This window comes from Nocardioides korecus (genome assembly GCF_054778395.1).
In genome coordinates, this window is sequence record NZ_BAAGZO010000005.1 from 197,697 (window position 1) to 221,832 (window position 24,136).

22 protein-coding genes are annotated in these 24,136 nt (G+C 75.2%); 11 read left to right on the forward strand and 11 right to left on the reverse strand.

Features of this window, described 5'->3' with window-relative positions:
• The first annotated feature begins 62 nt into the window (after window positions 1-62).
• Together ACYVDA_RS11675 and ACYVDA_RS11680 are read left to right on the forward strand one after the other, a co-directional pair.
• The gene (locus tag ACYVDA_RS11675; protein WP_460818531.1) at window positions 63-887 is read left to right on the forward strand and encodes an antibiotic biosynthesis monooxygenase family protein; all 825 of its coding nucleotides are present in this window, start codon (window positions 63-65) and stop codon (window positions 885-887) included.
• Window positions 884-2,551, forward strand: coding sequence for a sensor histidine kinase (locus ACYVDA_RS11680; RefSeq protein ID WP_460818532.1), 1,668 nt, complete (start codon window positions 884-886; stop codon window positions 2,549-2,551). The genes ACYVDA_RS11675 and ACYVDA_RS11680 overlap by 4 nt, the downstream gene beginning before the upstream one ends.
• On the opposite strand, the gene ACYVDA_RS11685 is transcribed toward ACYVDA_RS11680, so the two are convergent.
• The 8 genes from ACYVDA_RS11685 to ACYVDA_RS11720 form a co-directional block, all read right to left on the reverse strand.
• The gene (locus ACYVDA_RS11685) at window positions 2,527-3,231 is read right to left on the reverse strand and encodes a sirohydrochlorin chelatase (protein WP_460818533.1); all 705 of its coding nucleotides are present in this window, start codon (window positions 3,229-3,231) and stop codon (window positions 2,527-2,529) included. The genes ACYVDA_RS11680 and ACYVDA_RS11685 overlap by 25 nt on opposite strands.
• On the reverse strand, window positions 3,228-4,421 hold the full coding sequence (locus tag ACYVDA_RS11690; protein WP_460818534.1) for a uroporphyrinogen-III synthase: 1,194 nt from the start codon (window positions 4,419-4,421) through the stop codon (window positions 3,228-3,230). Before ACYVDA_RS11690 ends, ACYVDA_RS11685 begins: the two co-directional genes overlap by 4 nt.
• Complete coding sequence (gene nirD, locus ACYVDA_RS11695; protein ID WP_460818535.1) at window positions 4,418-4,789, reverse strand: nitrite reductase small subunit NirD; 372 nt, start codon at window positions 4,787-4,789, stop codon at window positions 4,418-4,420. The genes ACYVDA_RS11690 and nirD overlap by 4 nt, the downstream gene beginning before the upstream one ends.
• Window positions 4,786-7,362 carry a nitrite reductase large subunit NirB gene (gene nirB, locus ACYVDA_RS11700; protein ID WP_460818723.1) on the reverse strand — a complete coding sequence of 859 codons (2,577 nt, stop codon included), beginning with the start codon at window positions 7,360-7,362 and terminating at the stop codon, window positions 4,786-4,788. Before nirB ends, nirD begins: the two co-directional genes overlap by 4 nt.
• A 70-nt stretch (window positions 7,363-7,432) precedes the next feature.
• A complete protein-coding gene (locus ACYVDA_RS11705; protein ID WP_460818536.1) occupies window positions 7,433-8,842 on the reverse strand; it encodes an FAD-dependent oxidoreductase in 1,410 nt (469 codons plus the stop codon).
• 32 nt (window positions 8,843-8,874) lie between these two features.
• A complete protein-coding gene (locus ACYVDA_RS11710) occupies window positions 8,875-10,938 on the reverse strand; it encodes a molybdopterin oxidoreductase family protein (RefSeq protein ID WP_460818537.1) in 2,064 nt (687 codons plus the stop codon).
• A 3-nt stretch (window positions 10,939-10,941) separates the two neighbouring features.
• The gene (locus tag ACYVDA_RS11715; RefSeq protein WP_460818538.1) at window positions 10,942-12,474 is read right to left on the reverse strand and encodes an MFS transporter; all 1,533 of its coding nucleotides are present in this window, start codon (window positions 12,472-12,474) and stop codon (window positions 10,942-10,944) included.
• A gap of 301 nt (window positions 12,475-12,775) precedes the next feature.
• On the reverse strand, window positions 12,776-13,426 hold the full coding sequence (locus ACYVDA_RS11720) for an FMN-dependent NADH-azoreductase (protein WP_460818539.1): 651 nt from the start codon (window positions 13,424-13,426) through the stop codon (window positions 12,776-12,778).
• 99 nt (window positions 13,427-13,525) lie between these two features.
• Between ACYVDA_RS11720 and ACYVDA_RS11725 the strand changes: the two genes are divergently transcribed.
• A complete protein-coding gene (locus ACYVDA_RS11725; protein ID WP_460818540.1) occupies window positions 13,526-13,870 on the forward strand; it encodes a winged helix-turn-helix transcriptional regulator in 345 nt (114 codons plus the stop codon).
• Here ACYVDA_RS11725 and ACYVDA_RS11730 read toward each other — a convergent pair.
• Window positions 13,867-14,493 (reverse strand): alpha-ketoglutarate-dependent dioxygenase AlkB, encoded by a 627-nt coding sequence (locus ACYVDA_RS11730; protein ID WP_460818541.1) that lies wholly within the window; start codon window positions 14,491-14,493, stop codon window positions 13,867-13,869. The two genes, ACYVDA_RS11725 and ACYVDA_RS11730, sit on opposite strands and share 4 nt — an antisense overlap.
• 103 nt (window positions 14,494-14,596) lie before the next feature.
• Here ACYVDA_RS11730 and ACYVDA_RS11735 point away from each other — a divergent pair, with 103 nt between their 5' ends.
• On the forward strand, window positions 14,597-15,193 hold the full coding sequence (locus tag ACYVDA_RS11735) for a nucleotidyltransferase family protein (RefSeq protein WP_460818542.1): 597 nt from the start codon (window positions 14,597-14,599) through the stop codon (window positions 15,191-15,193).
• On the opposite strand, the gene ACYVDA_RS11740 is transcribed toward ACYVDA_RS11735, so the two are convergent.
• Window positions 15,171-15,590: a DUF3253 domain-containing protein gene (locus ACYVDA_RS11740; protein ID WP_460818543.1), complete on the reverse strand. Its 420-nt coding sequence runs from the start codon at window positions 15,588-15,590 to the stop codon at window positions 15,171-15,173. The two genes, ACYVDA_RS11735 and ACYVDA_RS11740, sit on opposite strands and share 23 nt — an antisense overlap.
• A gap of 231 nt (window positions 15,591-15,821) precedes the next feature.
• Between ACYVDA_RS11740 and ACYVDA_RS11745 the strand changes: the two genes are divergently transcribed.
• From ACYVDA_RS11745 to ACYVDA_RS11765, 5 genes are all read left to right on the forward strand, one after another.
• The gene (locus ACYVDA_RS11745) at window positions 15,822-16,760 is read left to right on the forward strand and encodes an aminoglycoside phosphotransferase family protein (RefSeq protein ID WP_460818544.1); all 939 of its coding nucleotides are present in this window, start codon (window positions 15,822-15,824) and stop codon (window positions 16,758-16,760) included.
• Between the two features lie 204 nt (window positions 16,761-16,964).
• Complete coding sequence (locus ACYVDA_RS11750) at window positions 16,965-17,843, forward strand: AAA family ATPase (protein ID WP_460818545.1); 879 nt, start codon at window positions 16,965-16,967, stop codon at window positions 17,841-17,843.
• A gap of 2 nt (window positions 17,844-17,845) precedes the next feature.
• The gene (locus ACYVDA_RS11755; protein ID WP_460818546.1) at window positions 17,846-18,979 is read left to right on the forward strand and encodes a vWA domain-containing protein; all 1,134 of its coding nucleotides are present in this window, start codon (window positions 17,846-17,848) and stop codon (window positions 18,977-18,979) included.
• Window positions 18,972-20,105 (forward strand): XdhC family protein, encoded by a 1,134-nt coding sequence (locus tag ACYVDA_RS11760; protein WP_460818547.1) that lies wholly within the window; start codon window positions 18,972-18,974, stop codon window positions 20,103-20,105. Before ACYVDA_RS11755 ends, ACYVDA_RS11760 begins: the two co-directional genes overlap by 8 nt.
• A gap of 212 nt (window positions 20,106-20,317) precedes the next feature.
• Entirely contained in the window at window positions 20,318-21,559 is a 1,242-nt protein-coding gene (locus tag ACYVDA_RS11765; RefSeq protein WP_460818548.1) for a sigma-54-dependent transcriptional regulator family protein, read from the forward strand.
• Here the strand turns inward: ACYVDA_RS11765 and ACYVDA_RS11770 are convergent.
• Window positions 21,528-22,469 (reverse strand): LysR family transcriptional regulator, encoded by a 942-nt coding sequence (locus tag ACYVDA_RS11770; protein ID WP_460818549.1) that lies wholly within the window; start codon window positions 22,467-22,469, stop codon window positions 21,528-21,530. The genes ACYVDA_RS11765 and ACYVDA_RS11770 overlap by 32 nt on opposite strands.
• A 73-nt stretch (window positions 22,470-22,542) precedes the next feature.
• Here ACYVDA_RS11770 and ACYVDA_RS11775 point away from each other — a divergent pair, with 73 nt between their 5' ends.
• Together ACYVDA_RS11775 and ACYVDA_RS11780 are read left to right on the forward strand one after the other, a co-directional pair.
• Window positions 22,543-23,475 (forward strand): EamA family transporter, encoded by a 933-nt coding sequence (locus tag ACYVDA_RS11775; protein ID WP_460818550.1) that lies wholly within the window; start codon window positions 22,543-22,545, stop codon window positions 23,473-23,475.
• A gap of 5 nt (window positions 23,476-23,480) precedes the next feature.
• On the forward strand, window positions 23,481-24,119 hold the full coding sequence (locus ACYVDA_RS11780; protein ID WP_460818551.1) for a LysE family translocator: 639 nt from the start codon (window positions 23,481-23,483) through the stop codon (window positions 24,117-24,119).
• Window positions 24,120-24,136 lie beyond the last annotated feature (17 nt).

Genomic DNA, 24,136 nt, shown 5'->3' on the forward strand with positions numbered 1-24,136 from the left:
TCGTACGGTGAGCCGTCGTCGGGGCGAGCCGGTCCCGGCCCGTCCCGCCGCCGGAGGTGCCCGTGGTCGCCCTGCCCCCGGGCACGTCCTGGAGCCCCGACGTGGGCGGTGGCCCGCTGTGGGCCCGCACCTGGCAGGTGTCGTCGCCGGGCTACCCCGGGCAGGACGTGCTGGACCTGATGCTCGAGGAGGTCGGCCCGCAGGTCGCGCGCCAGCCGGGCTTCCAGGGTGCGAGCGTCCTGGTCGACCGGACCTCTGGTGACCTGCTGACCGCCACCTTCTGGGAGTCCCCGGCCGCGCTCGGGGCCAGCTCGCGGGCCTCGGCCCACGCCTCGGCCGCCTGGCAGGCCCTGGGGGACGGCGCCGGGCCCCGCCAGCAGCGCACCTGCGACGTGCTGGCGGCCCTGCCGTTCCCCACCGTCGCCGACCGAGGACTGCGCCCGCCGTCGGGGGAGGAGCGGGTCCCGCGCGACGCGCCCCCGGGGTCGGGCACGTCGGGTGCGGCGGGCTGGTCATCCGACGTCGGGGGCGGGCCGCTGTGGGCCCGGTGCTGGACCCTCGAGGTCCCGGGGTACCCCGCCCTGGACTCCCAGGAGCTCGTCGTCGAGGTCGTCCTGCCCCGGATGGCGTCCCAGCCCGGCTTCGCCGGGGGGCACATCCTCGTCGACCAGGCCACCGGGGACGTCCTGACCACGACCTTCTGGCGCTCCCTGGGCGAGCTGGAGGCCAGCGCGCGGGCGGCGGCGCACGCCTCGTCGGCGGCCGAGGTGCTCTCCGAGGGGGGCCGGACCCGCGACCTGCGCACCTGCGACGTCCTCGCCCTCCTGCCGACCCCCGCGGTCGCGAACCCGCACCTGCTGCCCCCCGGGCCCGGAGCGGCATCGTGACCGCCGCTGGCGAGGGGCTGTTCGGCGGTCAGGGCGAGCTCCTGCTCCGGGTCGTCGACGCCACCCCGTCCCCGATGCTGGTCTTCCTCGACGGCGAGGGCATCAAGCACGTCAACCGCCGCTTCGAGGAGGTCTTCGGGTGGTCGCGGGAGGACATGCTGGTGCACTCCTACGAGGTGTTGGCCCCCGAGCGCTTCCGGCCCGTGCTGCGCCAGGCGGTCCAGGCGTTCGTCGGTCAGGACCCGCCGCGAGCGGTCGCCTGGCGCCCCGACTTCCTGGTGCGGCGCAAGGACGGCAGCGAGTTCCCGATCCAGTACTCCGCCGTGCCCGTCCCCGGCCCCGAGGGGCTGTGGGTGGTGGTCACCCTCCACGACGTCACGCCGCTGCGCGACTCCGAGGAGGCGGCCCTGGCCGAGACGCGCCGCTACCTCACCCTGGCCCGGCTCAACGAGGCGGTCGCCCGGGCCCAGGACGCGGCGACCCTGTTCGACGAGGCCTGCCGGATCGCCGTCGAGGTCGGGGGCTTCGCCTGCTCCTGGGTCGCCGAGGGCTCGGCCGGGCGACCGCTGCGCCGGGTCGCCTCGTGCGGGGTCGGCGACGAGATCGCGGCGCAGGTCGACGAGGCCCTGGCCTGGGGGGACGACCACCCGCCCTCGCCCACCCGCCAGGCCGTGCAGAGCGAGCAGCCCGTCTACGTCAACGGCATCACCTCCGACGCCGACGACGGGTGGCAGGCCAGTGCCGGCGACGCGGGCCACGGCTCGGTCGCCTCGCTCCCGCTGCTCCGCGGCGGTCGCGCGGTCGCGGCGCTGACCCTGGTGGCGGAGAACCCCGCCGACTTCGACGCCGAGACCCGCGAGCTGCTCGAGGGCCTGGCCCGCAGCGTCTCGATCGCGCTGGACGCCTTCGAGGCCCAGGCCCGCACCGAGCGCCTGGCGGTGCACCGACGCAACCTGCTGCGCCGCCTGATGGACGTCCAGGAGAGCGACCGGGACCGGATCGCCGCCGACATCCACGACGACTCCGTCCAGGCCCTGGCGGCGATCGACCTGCGCCTGGGCATGGTCCGTCGGCGTGCCCGCGAGGTGGCTCCCGAGCTGGGCCCCGCCCTGGAGCAGATCTGGGACGTCCTCGGCAGCGCCACCGCCTCCCTGCGCCACCTGCTCTTCAGCCTCGAGGCCCCCGACGTCGACGCCGGTCTGCGCGCGAGTCTCGTCGAGGCCGCCGAGCACGTCTTCCTGGAGAGCCCGGTGCGGGTGGAGGTGCACAGCGACGACTCCGAGCTGCCCGACCTGCTGCTCGGCCAGGCGCTGCGCATCGTCAAGGAGGCGCTGACCAACGTGCAGCGCCACTCCGGTGCCGCGACCGTGTGGATCGACGTCAACCGGTCCGGGCACGGGGTCGAGATCCGCGTCCGCGACGACGGCGGCGGCCCCGGCCCGATCGGCCAGGGGGGTCGCGCCACCGCCGGGTCCGCCGGGGGCCCCGGACGGGTGCGGGGGCTCGTGGCCATGCGCGAGCGGGCCGAGCTGTCGGGCGGCAGCTGCGTGGTGGCGCCCGGCCCCGAGGGGCGCGGCACCGAGGTCCTGCTGTGGCTGCCCGACCAGCTCGACGAGGGCGTCCCTCTCGAGCCGGTCGATCAGGTCCCGGAGAGCCGGGGCTGAGCGGGCTCCAGGAGCGCGAGCAGCGTCCGGGCCCGGCGTACGACGAGGTCGACCACCAGCGGGTGGGGTCCCAGGACCGGGGTGACGACCTCGGCCCCGGCGGCGCGCGAGCGCTCCTCGCCGCGGCGGGCGAAGTAGCCGCCGGCGAGCAGGTAGGTGCTGACCGCGTCCCCGGGGCGCACGACGTCCTCGGGTCGCTCGCCGCGACCGGTCAGGGTCGCCAGCCGTACGCCGATGCCCCGGGCGCGGCCGAGCAGCTCGGCCGCACGCTCGAGGTCGCGGGTGGCCAGCGGGTCGCTCGACCCCGCGGCGACCAGCACGACCGGCTGGTCCGGCCGGGCGCCGGCCTCGTCGAGCAGCCGGGACTGCGCCTGCGCGAGCAGCGCGTGCGGACCCAGGGGGCGGCCGAGCACGGCCGGGCCGCCCGCGCCGGCGACCGCCTCGGGCAGGTCCTGGCGCACGTGGAAGCCGGTGGAGAGCAGCATCGGCAGCACGGCGGTGGGGGTGCTCGAGCCGGCCAGGACGTCGGTGAGCAGCGGCGCGCAGAGCTCGACGTACGAGGTCACGGCCGGGACCCCGAGGCGCTCGGCGGCCGCCCGGGTGATCTCGGCGGCGACGCCGTTGGCGGCGGTCGTCCGGGTGCCGTGGGCGACGGTGACCAGGCGGGCGGGGCCGGTCACGGGGCCTCGCGTGGCGGCACCGCGAGGCGGTAGCCGCGCTTGACCACGGTCTGGACCGAGCGGGTCCCTAGCGCAGCCCGGAGCCGGGCCACGGCCATCTCGACCGCGTGCTCGGAGCCGGCGGTGCCGCTGGGCAGCATGGCCAGCAGGGCCCTGCGCGAGACGACGTTGCCCGGGTTGGCCACCAGGGCGGCGAGCACCGCGGCCGGTGCCGGGGACAGCCGCACCTCGACGCCGTCGAGGAGCACGTCGTCGCCGTGGAGCAGCAGCTGGCGACCGCCCAGCAGCTCGACGGAGAGCCCCTCGCGCCGGGAGGGCAGCTCGGTCTCCAGCTGCTTGACCATCGCCGCCAGGCGGGAGCGCTCGGGGAAGATCGTGGGCACGCCCCACATCTCGAAGGCCGCCGAGGTGACCGGGCCGACGCAGGCGGCGACGACATCGGCCTGGAAGGCCGAGACGACCTCGTCGCGACGGCCCGTCGAGCCGGCGGCGTCCATCAGCGCGGCGACCGCCGGGGCGGAGGTGAAGGTGACGGCGTCCAGCTCGCGGTCGGCGATCAGGTCGATCATCGCGAACATCGGCTCGGGGTCCTCCGCGGCGACGACGCGGTAGACGCTGACGGTGGTCACGTCGGCACCCCGGCGCCGCAGCGCGTGGCCCACCATCGAGAGCGACTGGCCGTGCTCCTGCACCACGATCCGCTTGCCCTGGAGGTCGCGGCCGCGCAGGTGGTCGAGCACGTCGCCGAACTCCTCGGACTCCGGGGACCACAGCTCGCGCAGGCCGTAGCGGCGCAGCGCGCCGACGCTCTTGGGACCGCGGGCCAGGATCTCGGCCTGGCCGATCGTCTCGAGCAGGTCCTCGAGCAGCCCCCAGCCCCGCGCCGCCTCGCACCAGGCCTTCATGCCGATGCCGGTCGTGGCCAGGAACAGGTCGACCGGTCGCGAGAGCACGTCCTCGGTCGCCGCGCGCAGCTCGGCGTCGTCGACGTGGTGCGGGTCCAGGGAGAGGGCGGGCGCGGACTCCACCCGGGCGCCGCGGCGCTCGAGCAGGGCCACCTGCTCCTCGACCTTGCGCGCCGCGGTCACCCCGATGCGGTAGCCGGTCAGCGGACCCGGAACGGCGGCGGGGACGACGTCCTCACCCGGGCCGGGGGCCGCGGCCGGTGCGGTGTCGCGGGAGTGGCTCACGTGTGCTCCCTGAGCTCCTGGGGGACCGTTCGGGCGGTGCCGACGAGGACGGTGCCGGCCTCGAGGCGTACGTCGTAGGAGGGGATCCGGACCGCCTCGTCGTCGAGGCACTGACCGGAGCGCAGGTCGAAGGCCTGCTTGTGCATCGGCGAGGCCACGAACGGGACCTGCTCGGCCCCGGACCCGCGGGTCCCCACGATGCCGCGCGCCAGCACCGACGCGCGTGAGAAGGGATCGTAGTTGGACAGGGCGAACACCTCGTCCTCGAAGGTCCGGAAGACCGCGACCGCGCGTCCGTCCACGAGCGCCGCGACCCCGCCCTCGACGTCGATCTCGGCCAGCCGGCACACCGGCGTCCAGACGTTCACCGGGGCAGCCCGACCGGGATGCTGCTGCCCAGCGAGACCGGGCCCGCGACCTCGGCCGGCTCGACCTGGTCGCGGTTGCTGGTGAAGCGCACGTGCGGGTCGGGCACGTCGGGGGCGTTGACGAAGGACACGAACCGGCGGAGCTTCTCGGGGTCCTCCAGGGTGGCCTTCCACTCGTCGAAGTAGGTGTCGACGTGGCGCGCCATGGCCGCCTCCAGCTCGCTGCCCAGGCCCAGGGCGTCGTCCACCACGATCTCGCGGACCCGCTCCAGCCCGCCGTCCAGGCCGTCGACCCAGGGGGCCGTGCGCTGGAGCCGGTCGGCGGTGCGGACGTAGTACATGAGGAAGCGGTCGAGGTAGCGGACCAGCGTCTCGGTGTCGAGGTCGCCGGCCAGGAGCCGGGCGTGGACCGGGGTGGCGCCGCCGTTGCCGGCGACGTACAGGTTCCAGCCCTTCTCGGTGGCGATCACGCCGAAGTCCTTGGACCGGGCCTCGGCGCACTCGCGCGCGCAGCCGCTGACGCCGCCCTTGAGCTTGTGCGGGGAGCGCAGGCCGCGGTAGCGCTCCTCGAGCATGATCGCCAGGCTGGTGGAGTCCTGCACGCCGAAGCGGCACCAGGTCGAGCCCACGCACGACTTCACCGTGCGCAGTGACTTGCCGTAGGCGTGGCCGGACTCGAACCCGGCGTCGACCAGCCGCCGCCAGATCGCGGGCAGCTGCTCGAGACGGGCGCCGAACAGGTCGATCCGCTGCCCGCCGGTGATCTTGGTGTAGAGGTCGAAGTCGCGGGCCACCTCGCCGATCACGATCAGCTTCTCGGGCGTGATCTCGCCGCCGGCGATGCGCGGCACCACCGAGTAGGTGCCGTTGCGCTGGATGTTGGCGAGGTACTTGTCGTTGGTGTCCTGCAGCACCCGGGTGCCCTCGTCCAGGACGTGCCCGTTCAGCTGGCTGGCCAGGATCGAGGCGACCACCGGCTTGCAGACGTCGCAGCCGCGGCCGCTGCCGTGCCCCGCGACGATGTCGTCGAAGCGGCGGTAGCCGTGGACGGCCACCACGTCGAAGAGCTCCTGACGGCTCAGCGCGAAGTGCTCGCACAGGCTGGTGTCGACCTCACGACCCTGCCCGGCGTACCAGTCCTCCACGACCTTCTTCACCAGCGGCTTGCACGAGCCGCAGGTGCTCCCGGCCCCGGTGCAGGCCGTCACGCAGGACGGGCCGTCGCAGGGGGCCTCGTCGCGGGCGACGTGGTCGAGGATCGTGGCCTTGGTGACGTTGTTGCACGAGCAGACGACGGCCTCGTCGGGAAGGCCGATCTCGGTGCCGCCACGGCCCGCGGGGAGGATCAGCTCCTCGGGGTTGTCGGGCAGTGCGATGCCCGAGGCCACCATCGGCCGCAGCACGCCGTACGCCGTGGCGTCGCCGACGAGGACTCCGCCGAGCAGGACGAAGGAGCCGTCCGCGCGCTCGCTCTCCGCGATCACCAGCTTCTTGTAGATCCCGGCGACGGCGTCGGAGAAGACCAGCTCCAGCGCTCCTGGCGTGGTGGCGAACGCGTCCCCGAACGACGCGACGTCGACGCCCATCAGCTTCAGCTTGGTGGACAGGTCGGCGCCGGTGAACGCGCCCGTCCCGCCCACGAGCGCGTCGGCGACGACCTCGGCCATGGCGTAGCCCGGGGCGACCAGGCCGTACATCCGGCCCGCGGGGGCGGCGCACTCACCGATCGCCCAGACGTGGGGGTCCGAGCTGCGGCACTGCTCGTCGACCAGCACGCCGCCGCGCTCGGCGACCTCGAGGCCGGCCGCGCGCGCCAGGGCGTCGCGGGGGCGGATGCCGGCGGAGAACACGACGACGTCGGCGGGCACGGGCTCGGCGTCCCTCAACCCGAGGCCCGTGACGCGGCCGTCGCTGCCCAGCACCTCGCTGGTCGTCGCGCCGGTGTGGACGTGCAGGCCGAGCGCCTCGACGTGCCGGGTCAGGGTCGCGCCGCCGGCGTCGTCGACCTGCACCGCCATCAGCCGCGGCGCCATCTCGACCACGTGGGTCTCCAGGCCCAGGTCGCTGAGCGCCTTGGCGGCCTCGAGGCCCAGCAGGCCGCCGCCGACGACCGCCCCGACGCGGGCGCCGGACGCGGCCTCGCGGATCGCCTCGAGGTCCTCGATGGTGCGGTAGACGAAGCAGCCGTCGAGGTCGCGCCCGGGGATCGGCGGCACGAACGGTGCGGCGCCGGTGGCCAGGACGAGCTCGTCGTAGGCCAGCTCGCCCTCTGCCGGACCTCCCTCAGCCAGGGTGATCGTGCGGCCGGCGGGGTCGATCGCGGTCACCTCGGTGCCGAGCAGCAGCCGGACGCGGGGGTCGTCGTACGCCCCGGACGGGAGCAGGGACAGGGCGTCGGCGCCGACCTCGAAGAACGAGGTGAGCCCGACCCGGTCGTACGCCGGGCGGCTCTCCTCGCCGACCACGACGACGTCGTAGGTCTCGGTGAGACCGCGCTCGACGGCGGCCTGCACGAACCGGTGGCCGACCATGCCGTGGCCGACGACCACGAGGGTCTTGCGGAGGTGTGCCATCACGGGAGGGACCTTTCGACGGTGCTGCACGGGCGGGGAGGGGAGTGGGGCGAGCTCGGGGACGGGGCGGTCACGGGACCGGGAGGGCGGTGCGGGTGGCGAGGAGCTGGCGGACGGCCGGGGCGCAGCCGCCGCAGCCGGTCGTGGCACGGGTGGTGTCGCGGACCTGGTCCAGCGAGGTGCAGGCGCGCACGGCCCCGACGGTGACGCCGGCGCAGGTGCACACCTCGGCGTCGTCGGGCAGCGAGGTCGGCCGCACGGGCCGGTCGGCCATCAGCAGGTCGCCCGGCTCCTCGGGGCCCAGCACGGTGCCGCGGTCGTAGTGCTGGGTGATCAGGCCGATCCGGGAGAGGTCGCCGACCAGGGTGGCGGCGACGATCACGCCGTCGCGCACCACGAGCCGGCGGTGCGAGCCGACGACCGGGTTGGTGACCTCGACGACCTGGCCCTGGGCGGTCCCGGGGTCGCCGAGCACCGCGACCTCGAGGTCGGTGGCGCGCAGCCGGGCGACCGTGCGGGCGCCGGGGTAGGCCACGTCGTGACCGGCGAGGTGGTCGGCCAGGGCCGTGGCCTGCTCCCAGGCCGGCGGGACGAAGCCGGTGACCTGGCCGGCGTGCTCGGCGCAGTCGCCGATGGCGTGGACGGCCGGGTCGTCGGTGCGCAGCTGGTCGTCGACCAGCACCCCGCGGCGTACGCCGAGGCCGGCCCGCTTGGCTAGCGCCGTCGCCGGCCGCCCGCCCGCGGTGAGCACGACGAGGTCGGTCTCCAGGGTGTAGCCGTTGTCGAGCCGCAGTCCGGGGCGGTCACCCTCGGGCGTCAGCCGCACGGCGCGGGCGCCGGTGTAGACGCTCGTGCCGAGCCGCCGCAGGTCGCGCTCGATGATCCGCCCGGCCTGAGGTCCGACCTGGCTGCGCAGCAGGTGCTCCCCGCCCTCGACCACCTCGACGTCCAGCCCGCGCACGCTCAGCGCCCGGGCGACCTGGAGGCCCAGCAGGCCGCCGCCCACGACGACCGCCGAGGCCCGGTCGACGCCGCCCCGGGTCGACGCCGGCCCCGTCACCAGCCCGGTCACCGCCGCGTGCAGCCGCAGGCAGTCCTCCAGGCTGCGGAAGGCGTGCACGGCGGGGTGCAAGGTGCCGTCCATCCGCACCAGCCCACGGATCGGCGGCAGCGTCGGGATCGACCCGGTCGCCAGCACCAGCACGTCGTAGGCGAACCGCTGCCCGTCGACCAGCACCACCTCGCGCTGCTCGCGGTCGAGGTCGAGGACGCGCGCGCCGAGGCGGAGGTCGACGCCGTGGTCGGCGTACCACTGGGGCGGGCGCAGGGTCAGCGACTCGGCCCGGTGGGTGCCCTCGAGGACGGCCGAGAGCAGGATCCGGTTGTACGGCGCGTGCGGCTCGTCGCCGAGCACCGTCACGGTGTCGGTGCGCGCGACGCCGCGGGCGACCATCCCCTCGACCAGCCGTGTCGTCGCCATTCCGGAGCCGACGACGACGATCCGGCGCCCGGTCACGCCCGCACCGCCGCGGCGCAGACCTTGAACTCCGGCATCCCGCTGGAGGGGTCGAGCGCGTCGTTGGTGAGCCGGTTGGCGCCGACCCAGTGGAACGGGACGAACAGCGTGTCGGGGCGGATCGTGGTGACCACCCGGGCGGGTGCCTTCAGCTCGCCGCGTCGCGTCGTGACCACGACCTGGGCGCCGTCGACGGCACCGATGCGCCGGGCCAGCATCGGGTGCAGCTCGACGAAGGGGCCGGTGTCGGGCAGGTCGGCGATGCGGCGGGTCTGGGCGCCGGACTGGTACTGCGCCAGCACGCGGCCGGTCGTCAGGTGCAGGGGGTACGCCGCGTCGGTGGGCTCGGCCGTGCCGACGTGGTCGACCGCGACGAAGCGGGCCCGGCCGTCGGGGTGGGCGAAGGACTCGGTGAACATCCGCGGGGTGCCGGTCGAGCCCGTGGGGCAGGGCCAGAACACGCCGTGCTCCGCGCGGATGCGGTCGTAGGTGATGCCGCTGTAGTCGGCGCGACCACCTGCCGAGGCCCGCCCCAGCTCGGCGAAGACCTCCTCGGGGTCGCTGCTGAACGGCACGGGGGAGCCCAGCCGCTCGGCCAGGCCGGCGAGCACCTCCAGGTCGGAGCGCACCCCGGCGGGCGGGGCGACGGCCTGCTGCCGCAGCACCACCCGGCCCTCGAGGTTGGTCGTCGTGCCGGTCTCCTCGGCCCACTGGGTGACCGGCAGGACGACGTCGGCCAGCGCCGCGGTCTCCGACATCACCAGGTCGCAGACGACGAGCAGGTCCAGCGCCTCCAGCCGCTCGGTCACGTGGGAGGCGCGCGGCGCGGAGACCACGATGTTGGAGCCCAGGACGAGCAGCGCCCGGGGTCCGGCGGGCTGGCCCAGCGCGTCCAGCAGCTCGTACGCCGAGCGCCCGCGGCCCGGCAGCGACGCGGCGGGCACGCCCCACACGCCGGCGACGTGCTCGCGGGCCGCCGGGTCGTCGATCATCCGGTAGCCGGGGAGCTGGTCGGCCTTCTGCCCGTGCTCGCGACCGCCCTGGCCGTTGCCCTGGCCGGTCAGGCAGCCGTAGCCGGCGTACGGCCGTCCGGGCAGGCCCAGCGCCAGCGCCACGTCGATCCAGCCCAGCACGGTCGCGGTGCCCTGGCTGTGCTGCTCGGCGCCGCGGGCGGTCAGCACGGTCACCCGCGGCGACCCGGCCACCAGGTCAGCCAGGGCGCGCAGCTCGGTGGCCGGCACCCCGGTCACCCGCTCGACGCGCTCGGGCCACCAGCCGGCCGCGACCTGGCGGACGTCGTCCCAGCCGCTGGTGCGCTCCTCGACGTACGCCGTGTCGACCGCGCCGCGCGCGTCGAGCAGGTGCAGGACCCCCAGGGCCAGGGCCAGGTCGGTGCCCGGCACGGGCTGGAGCAGCACGTCGGCGCGGTCGGCGGTCGGTGTGCGACGCGGGTCGACCACCACGACGGTGCCGCCCCGCTCGCGCAGCCGGTCGAGGTGCCGCGCGGCCGGGGGCATGGTCTCGACCAGGTTGGAGCCGACCAGCACGAGCACGTCGGTGTGCTCGAGGTCGGCGATCGGGAAGGGCAGCCCGCGGTCGATCCCGAAGGCCTGGTTGCCGGCCGACGCGGCCGAGCTCATGCACCAGCGGCCGTTGTAGTCGACCTGGCTGGTGCCCAGCGCCACCCGTGCGAACTTGCCGAGCGAGTAGGCCTTCTCGTTGGTCAGCCCGCCCCCGCCGAACACGCCGACGGTGTCGGGCCCGGACTCCGCCTGCAGCGCCCGCAGGCGCGCGGCGACCAGGTCGAGCGCCTCGTCCCACCCGGCCGCCCGGAGCTCGCCGGTCGCCCGGTCGCGCACCAGCGGCGTCGTCAGCCGCTCGCGGCTGCCGCGCAGGCCCGTGGCGGTCCAGCCCTTGCGGCACAGGCCGCCCTCGTTCACGGGGAACTCGGGCCAGGCCCGCACCTCCAGGGCGCGACCGACGGGCGCCAGCGTCATGCCGCACTGCAGGGAGCAGTAGGGGCAGTGCGTCCGGGTGGGCGTCCGGGTGGGGGTGGGCACGTCTCAGACCTCGACGCGGCCGAGGGTCGAGCGGCCGCGACGCAGGTAGACCGCCCAGACGACCAGGGCGCAGACGACGTAGTAGGCCGTGAAGAGCACGAACGCGCCCTTGGTGGCGGTGAGCGGGCTGTCCACCCACGGGGAGCTGAAGGCGATCGGGATCAGGAAGCCGCCCAGGGCGCCCACGGCCCCGATCACGCCCAGGGCCGCGGAGGCCTGCCGGGTCGAGGTCAGGAGCGCGTGGCTGCGCTCGGGGGTGCCGGCCTCGGTGGTGGTCTCGACCCGGGCCCGCCAGATCGCCGGGATCATCTTGTAGGCCGAGCCGTTGCCGATGCCCGTGGCGGCGAAGACCAGCAGGAAGAACCCGAGGAACACCGGGAACAGGTGCTGGTTGGCCGAGGCGATCGCGGGGTCGGCGGTCGGGTTGGGCCTCAGCTGCACCAGCGTGGCCAGCACGCCGAGGGTGAACACGATCATCCCGGTGAAGGCGGCCAGGGTGACCTTGGCGCCGCCGAACCGGTCGGCCAGCCAGCCGCCCAGCGGTCGCGTGGCCGACCCGACCCCGGCGCCGAGGAAGGCGTAGTAGGCGAAGTAGATGCCGGTGCCGAGCGGTGCGGGCTCGGGCACCCAGAAGTTCAGCTTGATCAGCAGCGGCATGGCGGCGGAGTAGCCGATGAAGGACCCGAACGTGCCGATGTAGAGGAAGGCCATCACCCAGGTGTGCTTCTCGCGCACGACCCGCAGCTGCTCGCGGGGCCTGGACCGTGCGGTGCCCAGGTTGTCCATGAAGAAGTACGCCGCGGCGGTCGCGGCGATGGCCAGGCCGGCGTACAGCCACCCGGCGCGCTCGAGGTGGAGGCCGCCGCTGCTGGCCCGGACCAGCCCGAAGATCCCGGCGCCGCCGACCACGACCGGCAGGAACAGCTGGATCAGCGAGACGCCCAGGTTGCCGCCGGCGGCGTTGAGGCCCAGCGCGGCCCCCTTCTTGGCGGCCGGGTAGAAGAAGTTGATGTTGGCCATCGAGCTGGCGAAGTTGCCGCCGCCGAAGCCGGCGGTGGCCGCGATCAGCCAGAACGCCCAGTACGGCGTCGCGGGGTTGCTCACCGCGACGGCGAAGCCGACGGTCGGGACCAGGAGCAGGCCCGCGCTGACCATCGTCCAGTTGCGGCCGCCGAACACCGGCACGGCGAACGTGTAGGGCAGGCGCAGGAGCGAGCCGACCAGGTTCGGCAGCGCGATCAGGAAGAACAGCTGCTGGGGGGTGAAGGCGAAGCCCTGGGCGACCAGGAACGCCGAGCTCACGCTCCAGATCAGCCAGACCGAGAAGCCGAGGTGCTCGGCGAAGATCGACCAGAGCAGGTTGCGACGGGCGACCTGCCGGCCCCCGCCCTCCCAGAAGTCGGGGTCCTCGGGGCGCCAGTCGTCGATCCAGCGCCCGGTGCGGCGCTCGTGCGGGGGGACCGGTGGGGCATGGGAGGTGGCGGTGGTGGGCTGCGGCGCCGCGGTGAGGTCGGGCTGCGTGTGCGTCGTGGCCATGGAGGAGCTCCTCGGAGGGGGTCGGGTGCCCTGACCCTCCGGTGCCTAGGTTTCGCGGTGGTCACTCCCAGCGCGACCGCCACGTCAACTTGTCCTCACGACCTCACGCCCCTCACGACCTCACGCGCGCCGACTGGGGCATCCGCACACGCCCTCGCTCGCCGACAGGGGCATCCGCGCACGCCCAGGAACGCCGACCGGGGCATCCGTACACGCCCAGGAACGCCGACCGGGGGATCCGGGGACCACGGATCCCCCGGTGAGCGGCGTACGCCGTGCCCGGATCCCCCGGTCGACGGGGTCAGGCGACCTTGCGCGCCGTGCCCGCTCCGAGGGCGTCGCCGGCCTCGCGGGCCGCCGAGAGCGACTTCTCGTGGATCTCCCGCGCGAGGTCGGTGAACTCGTCGAGCGCCGGGTTGACCCCGACCAGGGTGAACTCGCGCTCGACCACGGTCAGGTCGGCGCCCCACACGTCGGCCAGGATGCGGCGCAGGTAGTCGGTGGAGTGGTCCCAGCCCTCGCGCGGCGTGCCGGCGGCGTACGAGCCCCCGCGGACGGTGGCCAGCACGACGGGCTTGCCCGCGAGCAGGGCCGCGCCCGGGCCGGAGCCGGCGATGACCAGGTCGATCCAGGCCTTGACGTGCTGGGAGACCCCGAAGTTGTAGAGCGGGACGGCGAGCAGGACGGCGTCGGCCGACGCGAGCTCCTCGACGAGCTCGGCCGCGAGGGCGAGGGCGCGCTGCTGGTCCTCCGTGCGCTGGTCCTCGGGGGTGAAGCCGCCGGAGACCGCGTCGGCCCACGCCTGCGCGGGCAGCGGCTGGGAGCCGACGTGACGACGGATGACCTCGTCGTCGGGGTGCGCGGCGGACCACTGCTGCTCGACGATGTCGGCGATCTCGCGGCTGGACGACGTGGCGGGCATGATGCTCGCGTCGAGGCGGAAGAGGGTCATGGGGGCTGCTCCTTCGAAGGACGATGTGGCTTTCAAAACAGAAGCAACTACCGTCCTCGCGGATCTGTTCCCGACCCGGTGGTCCTCTAGGCTGCCTGCGTGACGGAGGACGCGGTCGAGCAGCACGTCGCGCCGCAGTGCGACGCCGCGCTCACCCACGCCTTCGCCCTGCTGGGCAAGCGCTGGAACGGCGTGCTCCTGGGCGCGCTGATGGACGGCGCCGCCGGCTTCGTGGAGGTACGCCGTGCGACCGGGATCAGCGACTCGGTGCTGGCCGACCGCCTCGCCGAGCTGACCGCCGCCGGCCTGGTCGTCCGCGAGGTCGACGAGGGCCCGCCCGTGGCCGTGCGCTACCGATTGGCCCCGGCCGGCGAGGCGCTGGTGCCGGTGCTGCACGACCTGACCAGCTGGGCGCGGGAGAACCTCGACGGCCGCTCGGGCTAGAACACGTGGCGCGGTCGGAACTGCACGCTGATGCGGGGGCCGACCGGGCGCGAGGTCTTGGGCACGGCGTGCTCCCAGGTGCGCTGGCACGAGCCGCCCATCACGATCAGGTCGCCGTGGCCGAGCGCGTGGGTCAGCGCGAGCTGCCCGCCGACCGGGCGCAGCTGGAGCTTGCGCGGCGAGCCGAACGACACGATCGCGACCATCGTGTCGCTCGTGCGGCCCCGACCGATGGTGTCGCCGTGCCAGGCCACCGAGTCGCGGCCGTCGCGGTAGTAGCAGCACCCCGCGGTCACGAAGGGCTCCCCGAGCTCGGGGGCGTAGTGCGCGCTCAGGGCCTCGCGGGCCTCGAGCAGCACGGGGTGGGGGAGCGGCTCGCCGATGCCGTAGGTGTGCAGGAGTCGCGGCACGTCGACCACGCCGTCGTACATCGTCCGTCGCTCGGCCCGCCACGGCACCTGCTCGACGAGGTCGGCGAAGACCTGGTCGGCACCCTCGAGCCAGCCCGGCAGCACGTCGACCCAGGCGCCCCGGTCGAGCTGGGTGCGGCGCACGCGCCCGGCCAGCGGTCCGACGCCGGTCGTCGGTCCGTCGAGCAGGGAGGCCTGGAAGTCCAGGGACATGCGACCCAGGGTAGCAGCCGTTCGAACACCTGTGCGAGAGGAACGTGGTCCGAGTGCGTCGCGTGTCGCCGCGGTTCCGGGGCCGCACTGGCAGGATCACCGCGTGGCGACGACAGAGCAGGGCGACGGTCGCGGGGACGTCCGCGGCGTGGTGCTGGCGGCCGGGGCCGGGCGGCGGATGGGGCGCCCCAAGATCCTGGTCGAGGACTGGTTGGAGCGGGCCGTGCGCGCCCTCGCCGCCAACGGCCTGCCGGTCACGGTGGTGATCGGGGCGGGGCCCGAGCAGGCGCAGGAGCGGGTGCAGGCGGTGGTCGGCGTGCTCGGGGTGCCGCTGGAGACGGTCGAGGCCGACGACTGGGACGAGGGCATGGGTGCCTCGCTGCGGGCGGCGCTCGCCACCACCGCGGAGGTCGCGGCCCTGGTCACCCTGGTCGACCTGCCCGACGTCGACGAGGCGGTCGTGGCGCGGCTGCTGGAGCGACCGGTCGACGCGGGCACGCTGCGCCGGGCGGCGTACGCCGGGAAGCCGGGGCACCCGGTCCTCCTCGGGCGCGACCACCACGCCGGCGTGGCCGCCTCGGCGCGGGGCGACCAGGGGGCACGGGCCTACCTGCAGGAGCACGCGGTCGAGCTGGTGGAGTGCGGGGACCTCGCGACCGGCGAGGACGTCGACTCGCTCAGCGAGCCCGCCGGATCCTGATCGCGCCCTTGGCGGTCGAGGGGTCCACGACCTGGCCCTTCTGGGTGATCTCGACCTCGCCGGCGGCGACCAGCCGGCGGGCGGCCCGCCTGGCCGGCTCCATCAGGTCGCGCCAGGAGTCCTCGGTGCCCACCGCGCGGGCCGCGTCGGACGGGCAGATCGTGGCGCTGGCGGCCCGCGTCGTGAGCAGCTCCAGGATGGTGCTCTCGAGCCGCTCGTCCTCGGCGGTCACGCCGTGGCGCCGGCAGGCCGTCGAGCAGTAGCGCACCTGGTCCCAGTCGCGCTCCCACTTCTTGCGCCACTCGATCCGGCGACCGCACGACGCGCAGGTCTTGTCCTCGTGGTCGCCCGCCGCGCCGCTGCCGTCGTCGTCCCGGGTGCGCGATCGGTGGGCCACGCGCCCCAGTCTGCCCACCCCCTGGTCGCCGAGGGGGCTCATCTGGCGCCCGAGGGGGCTCGTGTGGCGCCCGAGGGGGCTCGTCCGGCGCCCGAGGGGGCTGGTGTGGCGCCCGAGGGGGCTGGTGTGGCGCCCGAGGGGGCTGGTGTGGCGCCCGAGGGGGCTCGTGCGGCGCCCGAGGGGGCTGGTGTGGTGCCCGAGGGGGCTGGTGTGGTGCAGCAGACTGCGGTGGTGGGCGAGCAGCGACAGGTCGGCGTACGGCTGCAGCCGCTGGCCCGGGCCAAGGCCGCCTCGCTCGGGGAGGTCGGCGCCGCGTGGGTCGACGGGCTCCCCGCGGTGATGGACGAGCTGGCCGAGCGGTGGTCCCTGACGTGGGGGTCCGCGCTGCCCGGCGGGAGCGCGTCGTACGTCGTGGCCGCGACCACCGCCGAGGGCGAGCAGCGGGTGGTCAAGCTGGTGATGCCGGGGCCCGAGCGTGCGGACGAGGCGAGGGTGCTGCGGGCTGCCGGGGGGCGCGGCTACGTGCTGGTGCACGACGACGCCCCCGAGCACGCCGCCCTCCTGCTGGAGCGCCTCGGACCGTCCCTCGACCGCCACCCGCCCACCCCCGAGCGCACGCTGGACCTGCTGGTCGACACCCTCGCCGAGGCCTGGACCCTGCCGCTCGCGACCCTCGGCCCGGACGCACCACCGGACAAGGCGACCTCGCTGCACGCGATGGTGCGCGAGCTCGACGACCGGCTGGGCGCCTGCGACCCGCGGGTCCGCCGCCAGGCCCTGGCGTACGCCGAGCGCCGCGCCGCCGCGGGCGACCCCGACGCCGTCGTGGTCCACGGCGACGCCCACGCCTCCAACGGCCTGCGCGTGCTGGCGCCGCGACCGGGGGCGGCCTCGGGCCTGGTGCTCGTCGACCCGGACGGGTTCCGCTGCGACCCGGCGTACGACCTCGGGGTGGTGCTGCGCGACTGGACCGGCCGCCTGGCCGACGGGGGCCGCCGCGTCCTGGAGGAGTACGCCGACCGAGTGGCCGAGCGCTCGGGCGTCGACCGCCAGCGGATCTGGGAGTGGGCGTTCCTGGAGCGGGTCTCGACCGGCCTCTACGTCAGCGGCTTCGGCGGCCACGCGATCGGCGCCCGCTTCCTGGCCAGCGCCGAGCTCCTCCTGGACTGAGGCCGACAGACCAGCCCCCTCGGCGACCACACGAGCCTCCTCGGCAACCAGACGAGCCTCCTCGCCGACCACACGAGCCTCCTCGGCGACCAGACGAGCCTCCTCGGTGACCACACGAGCCCCCTCGGCGGGTTGTGGCCCCTCCCGGCCCCTCTCGGCCCCTGCCAACCGCGCGCCAACCCGACCCTGCGTAACGTCCGTCACATGGAGCTCACCTCACCCCGGGCGGTCGTGGACGCGCTGGGGAGCACCGGCTACCTGGCCGACGACGACCTGGCCACGGTCGTCTTCCTCGCCGACGCGATGCAGCGCCCGCTGCTGCTCGAGGGGGAGCCCGGGACCGGCAAGACCGCCCTGGCCGAGGCGCTCGCCGAGCTGCAGGGCGTGCCGCTGATCCGGCTGCAGTGCTACGAGGGGATCGACGCGACCCAGGCGCTCTACGACTGGGACTTCCCGCGCCAGATCCTGCACCTGCGCACCCTCGAGGCCGCGACCAAGGCCGGCGACCTCGACCCGGCCGAGGCCGAGAAGTCGCTGTTCGACGAGCGCTTCCTGCTCGCCCGGCCCGTCCTGCAGGCGCTGCGCGAGTCGCCGGCGGTCCTCCTGATCGACGAGGTCGACCGGGCCGACGACGAGTTCGAGGCGTTCCTGCTCGAGGTGCTGTCCAGCTGGACGGTGAGCATCCCCGAGCTCGGCACCGTCACCGCGGCCGTGCCGCCCACCGTCGTGCTGACCTCCAACCGCACCCGCGAGCTGCACGACGCCCTGAAGCGGCGCTGCCTCTACCACTGGATCGACCACCCCGGCCTGCAGCGCGAGGTCGAGATCGTGCGCGGCCGCCTCCCCGAGGTGACCCAGCGGCTGGCCGAGCAGGTCGTCTCGGCCGTCCAGCGCCTGCGGCAGGAGCAGCTGCTCAAGCCCCCGGGCGTCGCGGAGACCCTCGACTGGACCCGCGCCCTGCAGCGCCTGGGCGCCGAGGAGCTCGACCTGGAGACGGCGGCCCGCACGCTGGGCACGGTCGTGAAGTACCGCGAGGACACCGACCGCGTGAAGCAGGCTCTCGACCGGATGCTGGCCGGCTGACGATGAGCGCGCCCACGCTCGAGCAGCCCCTCCACGAGGTCGACGAGGTCCTCCTCGGCTTCACCCGCGCCCTGCGCGCGGCCGGGGTCGGGGTCACCGTCGACCGGGCCCACGCGTTCCTGCAGGCCACCGCCCTCGTCGGCGCCGGCGACGCGGCGGCGACGTTCCGGGCGGGCCGGGCCACGCTGTGCTCGGGACCCGAGGACCTCGAGCGCTACTCCCAGGTCTTCGACGCGTGGTTCGGCGCCCGCGAGCGGCTGCCCCGCTCGATGCCCTCGGAGAAGCCGCGCCAGCTGCGCTCGCCGCTGCCCTCGGAGGAGGGCGGGGAGTCCGGCGGGGAGGACACCCCGGAGGTGCTCCAGGCCTCCGCCACCGAGGCCGAGCTGCTGCGCCACCGCGACGTGGCCTCGCTGGCCCCGGCCGAGAAGGCCCTGCTCGACGCGATGATGCGCGCGCTCACCCCTCGGCTGCCCCGCCGCCGCGCCACCCGTCGTACGCCGTGGCGCCGGGGTGACGTCGACGTCCACCGCACCCTGCGCACCACCCTGCGGCAGATGGGCGAGCCCGGCCGGGTCGAGCACCGCCGCCGCGGCACGACCACGCGCCGGGTCGTCGTGCTGGTCGACGTCTCGGCCTCCATGAGGCCGTACGCCGACGCGATCCTGCGCCTGGCCCACCTCCTGGTCCACGCCCCCGCGGCCCGCGGCCGGGTCGAGGTCTTCACCCTCGGCACCCGCCTGACCCGGGTCACGCTGCCGCTGCGCACGACCGACCCGGACCAGGCCCTCGTGCGGGCCGGCGAGCAGGTGCCCGACTGGTCCGGCGGCACCCGCCTGGGCGAGACCCTCAAGGCGTTCCTCGACCGCTGGGGCGCGCGCGGCATGGCCCGCGGGTCGGTCGTGGTCGTGCTCAGCGACGGCTGGGAGCGCGGCGACGCCGTGGAGCTGGGCGAGCAGGCGGCCCGGCTGGCGCGGCTCGCGCACCGCGTGGTGTGGGTCAACCCGCACCGCGGCAAGACCGGCTACGAGCCCGTGCAGACCGGCATCCGTGCCGTGCTGCCGCACTGCGACGACTTCGTCGCGGGCCACTCGCTGCAGGCGTTCGACGAGGTGCTGGAGGTGGTCGCCCGTGCGTGAGGTCCTGTCCGAGCTGATGACCTGGTGGGAGGCCGGCGAGACCGTCGGCGTCGGCACCGTGGTCGCGACCTTCCAGTCCGCGCCGCGACCGGCGGGCGCCTCGATGCTCGTGGGTCCCGGCGGCGAGGCGGTCGGGTCGGTGTCCGGCGGCTGCGTCGAGGGCGCCGTCTACGAGCTGGCCCAGCAGGTGGTCGCCGACGGCACCCCCGTGCTCCAGCGCTACGGCGTCTCCGACGACGACGCCTTCGCGGTCGGACTGACCTGCGGCGGCATCCTGGACGTGTACGTCGAGGAGGTCAGCCGCTCGACCTTCCCCGAGCTGGCCGACATCGCCGCCGACGTCGAGGCCGGTCGCCCCGTCGCCCTGGCCACGGTGGTCGAGCACCCCGACCCGGCGTGGCTCGGCCGGCGCCTCGTCGTACGGCCCGAGGAGGTGGGGGGCGAGCTCGGCAGCGACCGCGCCACCGACGCGGTCGTCGACGACGCCCGCGGGCTGCTGGCCAGCGGGCACAGCGCGACGCTCACCTACGGCCCCGACGGCGAGCGCCGCGGGGAGGGGATGAAGGTGTTCGTGTGGGCCTTCGCGCCCGCGCCGCGGATGCTCGTCTTCGGCGCCATCGACTTCGCGGCCGCGGTCGCGAGCGTGGGCCACTTCCTGGGCTACCACGTCACCGTGTGCGACGCCCGGCCCGTCTTCGCCACCCGCACGCGCTTCCCCGAGGCCGACGAGGTCGTCGTCACCTGGCCGCACAAGTACCTCGCCGCCGAGCTCGAGGCCGGCCGCATCGACCGCCGCACGGTCATCTGCGTGCTCACCCACGACCCCAAGTTCGACGTGCCCGTCCTCGAGCGCGCGCTGCGCCTGCCCGAGGTGGCGTACGTCGGCGCGATGGGCTCGCGGCGCACCCACGAGGACCGGCTGGCGCGGCTGCGCGAGGCCGGCCTGACCGAGGAGGAGCTCGGCCGGCTCTCCAGCCCGATCGGCCTCGACCTCGGCGCGCGCACCCCGGAGGAGACGGCCGTCAGCATCGCCGCGGAGATCATCGCCGGGCGCTGGGGCGGCACGGGCGACCGGCTCTCGGGCACCGACGGCCGCATCCACGCCCACGCCGCGGTCGACCGTTGAGCGACCGGACGAGCCCCCTCGGCCGCCAGACGAGCCCCCTCGGCCGCCGGACGAGCCCCCTCGGCGACCAGATGAGCCTCCTCGGCCGCCGGACGGGCCCCCTCGGCGGGGTGGTGAGACGCCGTGGGGCCGGGCCCCTGTCGGGCTCAGGTCGAGCGGGCTACGGTGTGGCCCAGATCACCCTGGAGCGTTGCGACTGTGAGCTGGTGCCGATGACGACCGTGAACGACGAGCTGCACACACGGCGGGTGACGGCGGTGCGCGCCTGGACCAACTTCGTGCAGCACGGGGACGGGGCCACCGGCCTGGTCCGGCCCGAGATCCTCCGCTCCTGGGAGCGCTCGGCGCCCATCGTGGACCACGACGTCACCGAGGCCCCGCTCGACGACGAGGGCGACACCGCCACCTTCTGGAAGGGCTCGCCGCTCCAGGTCGCGGTCGAGCGGGTCGAGTCCGAGCTGCGGCGCACGGCCGAGGACGGCGACCTGGTCGTGGCCGTGACCGACCCGGAGACCCGGATCCTGTGGACCTACGGCGGCCGGGTGATGCGTCGCAAGGCCGAGTCGGTCAACTTCGTGGCCGGCGGCCGCTGGGACGACACCAGCGTCGGCACCAACGCCCTGGACCTGGCCACCCGGCACGACACCCCGGCGATGGTGTTCAGCGCCGAGCACTACGCCCAGGTCGTGCACAACTGGGTGTGCTGGGCGGCGCCGGTGCACGACCCGGTCAGCGGCGCCCAGCTGGGCGTGATCGACCTGTCGACCACGTGGGACCGCACCCACCCCATCGGCCTGGCGACCGCCCGCGTGCTGGCCCGCCTGATCGAGACCGCGATGCCCGCCACCAGCCGGTCGGGATCCGGTGACGGGGCCGACGCGGTGCCCGTGCCCGGCCTCGACCTCTCCCTGCTCGGGACCGCGGAGGCCCGGCTCGACGGCCGGCGGCTGCTGCTCAACCGGCGCCAGACCGAGATCCTGGCCCTGCTCGCGCTGAACCCGGCCGGGCTGTCGCTCGAGCAGCTGCACGCCCTGCTCTACGGCGACCAGAACGTCACCTTCTCGACCCTCAAGGCCGAGGTCTCCCACCTGCGCAGCGCGCTGGAGGGTCAGCTGGCCTCGCGGCCCTACCGGCTGATGATGCCGGTGCAGGTCGACGTGCACGAGGTGCTGCGGCTGCTGCGGCGCGGCCAGGTCGGCGCGGCCGTGTCGGCGTACGGCGGCGACCTGATGCCCGGGACCGAGTCGCCGGCGCTGACCGAGCTGGCCGACTACGTCGCGGTCGCCGTCCGCGAGGCCCTGCTGGCCGACCCGCAGCCCCAGGCTGTCGCGCGCTACACCGAGCTGGCGCCGTACGACACCGAGGTCGTCGAGGTGTGCCTGGCGGTGATGGGGGAGTCGCCCCACCCGACCAAGCCCCTGCTCAAGGGGCGGCTGGCCGCAGCCCGTCGCTGAGCCCGACACTGGGCCCGGCGCCGCGGCCGGCGAGCGCCTCGACGAGGACCCGGACCGCCGGCGAGGCGGCCATCGAGCGGCGGTGCAGCACGCTCACCGTGCGCTCGGGCACCGGGTCCAGCGCCCGCAGGGCGACCACGTCGGCCGGCAGGTCGGCCCGGCCCAGGCGCGGCACCAGCGCGACCCCGAGGCCGGCCCGCACCAGCGCGACGTGGCTGGCGAACTCGCCCGACACGTGGGCGATCCGCGGCGAGGCGCCGGTGCCGACGTACATCCGCGAGAGCCACTGGCGGCAGATCGTCCCCTCCGCGGTGGCGACCCAGTCGACGTCGAGCAGGTCGCGGGGCGTGACGTGGTCCCGGCCGGCCAGCGGGTGGTCGGCCGGCACCAGCACGTCGGCGACGTCGTGGGCGATCGTGGTCGCGACGACGTGGTCGGGCACGGTGAGCGGCAGGTCGCCCCACCCGTGCACGATGCCGAGGTCGAAGCGGCCGGTCGCGACCAGGTCGACCGCCTCCCACGGCTCGTGCTCGTGCAGCGTCAGCGAGAGCCCGGGGTGGTCGGTGAGCACCTGACGGACCGCGGGGGCGACCAGGCCGCGCACGGCGGTGGAGAAGGCGGTCATCCGCACCCGCCCGGCCACCTGGTCGGCGGCGCGGTGCAGGTCGGCGGTGATCTGCTCGAGCCGGCCGCGCACGCCGCGGGCGTCCTCGACCAGCTGGCGACCCGTCCCGGTGAGGATGACGCCGCGGCCGACCCGCTCCAGCAGGGGCAGGCCCACCTGCCGCTCGAGCCGCTTGACCTGCTGGGAGATCGCGCTGGGGGTGAACCCGAGGGCCAAGGCGGCCGCGTGCACGGAGCCCTGCTCGTCCACCGCCGCCAGCGCGTCGAGCGCGTCCAGGTCGATCATGCAGCAACGCTACCGGGTGAGCCGCAGATCTACTTGCTGGTGCTTCACGGTCCGAGGTCCCAGGCTGGACCCCGTGACCCGCCGTGACTGCTCCCTCGCCGCCCTCGTGGCCCTCCTGTGGGGGCTCAACTTCGTGGTCATCGACGTCGGGATGGTCGGCGTGCCCCCGCTGCTCTTCCTGGCCCTGCGGTTCGTGCTGGTCGTGGTGCCCGCCGTCCTGGTCGTGCCGCGGCCGGCGGCGCCGTGGCGCACGGTCGCCCTGGTGGGGCTGTTCATGTCGCTGGGCCAGTTCGGGCTGCTCTACGCCTCCATCGACGCGGGCATGCCACCCGGCCTGGCCGCCCTGGTGCTCCAGGCCCAGGTGATCTTCACCGTGGTCCTCGCCGCCGGGGTGCTGCGCGAGCGCCCCACCGCCGCGCAGGCGCTCGGCATCGCGGTCGGCGTGGTCGGGCTCGTGGTGGTCGGCCTGGGGCGCGGCGGCCACGTCCCGGGGGCCGCGCTGCTGCTGTGCCTGGGGGCGGCGCTGAGCTGGGGGATCGGCAACGTGCTCGCGCGGGCCTCCGGCGTGCCCGGGGGCCTGTCGCTGACGGTGTGGTCGGCGCTGGTCGTCCCGGTGCCCGCCCTCGGGCTGTCCCTGCTGCTCGACGGGCCGACCGCGGTCGCCGACGGGCTCGCGGCGCTGGGCTGGCAGGCGGGCCTGTCGACGCTGTACACCGCCGGGCTGGCCTCGCTGGTGGGCTACGGCATCTTCAACACGCTGCTGGGTCGCAACCCGGCCGCCGCGGTCGTCCCCTGGATCCTGCTGGTGCCGCCGGTGGCGATGGCCGCGGCCTGGCTGCTGCTCGGCGAGGTGCCCGGACGGGCGGAGGTGGCCGGCGGGGCGGTGATGCTGCTCGGCGTCCTCGTGGCCCTGCGACCGGCCCGGCCCTCCTCCTCCGCGGCTCCCGAGGACCTCGAGGACCCCGGGAACGCGGTGGACCCGACCCCGGCCGCGGCCGCACACTGATCCCCGTGCCCTCCTCCAGCCAGTGGATCGCCTTCCTGGTCGCCTCGTTCCTCTTCATCCAGGTCCCCGGCCCCAGCCTGCTGTTCACCATCGGTCGCGCGCTGACGGTGGGTCGTCGCGACGCCCTGCTCTCGGTGATGGGCAACGCGCTGGGGCTCGTCGTGCAGGTCCTCCTCGTGGCCCTGGGCCTCGGCGCCCTGGTGGCCGCGAGCGCCGGCGTCTACACGACCGTCAAGCTCCTCGGGGCGGCGTACGTCGTGTGGCTGGGCGTGCAGGCGATCCGTCACCGCGGCGACGCCCGCCGGCTGCTGGAGCACGGCCCCGCCGACGCCGCGCCGGGCTCGCGTCGCCGGGCCGTCGCGACCGGGCTCCTGGTGGGGCTGACCAACCCCAAGACGGTGATCTTCTTCGTGGCCTTCCTGCCGCAGTTCGTCGACGCGGGCGCGGGCCGCACGGGGCTCCAGCTGGCCGTCCTGGGCCTGGTCTTCGGCGTCCTCGCCGCGTGCTCGGACAGCGTGTGGGCCCTGGCCGCCGCCCGCGCCCGGGCGTGGTTCGCCCGCACTCCCTCGCGCCTCGACGCCCTCGGCGCGACCGGCGGCGTGATGATGCTCGGTCTCGGCGCGTTCCTGCTCGCCTCGGAGTGACGCCGGCCGCCGCGGGC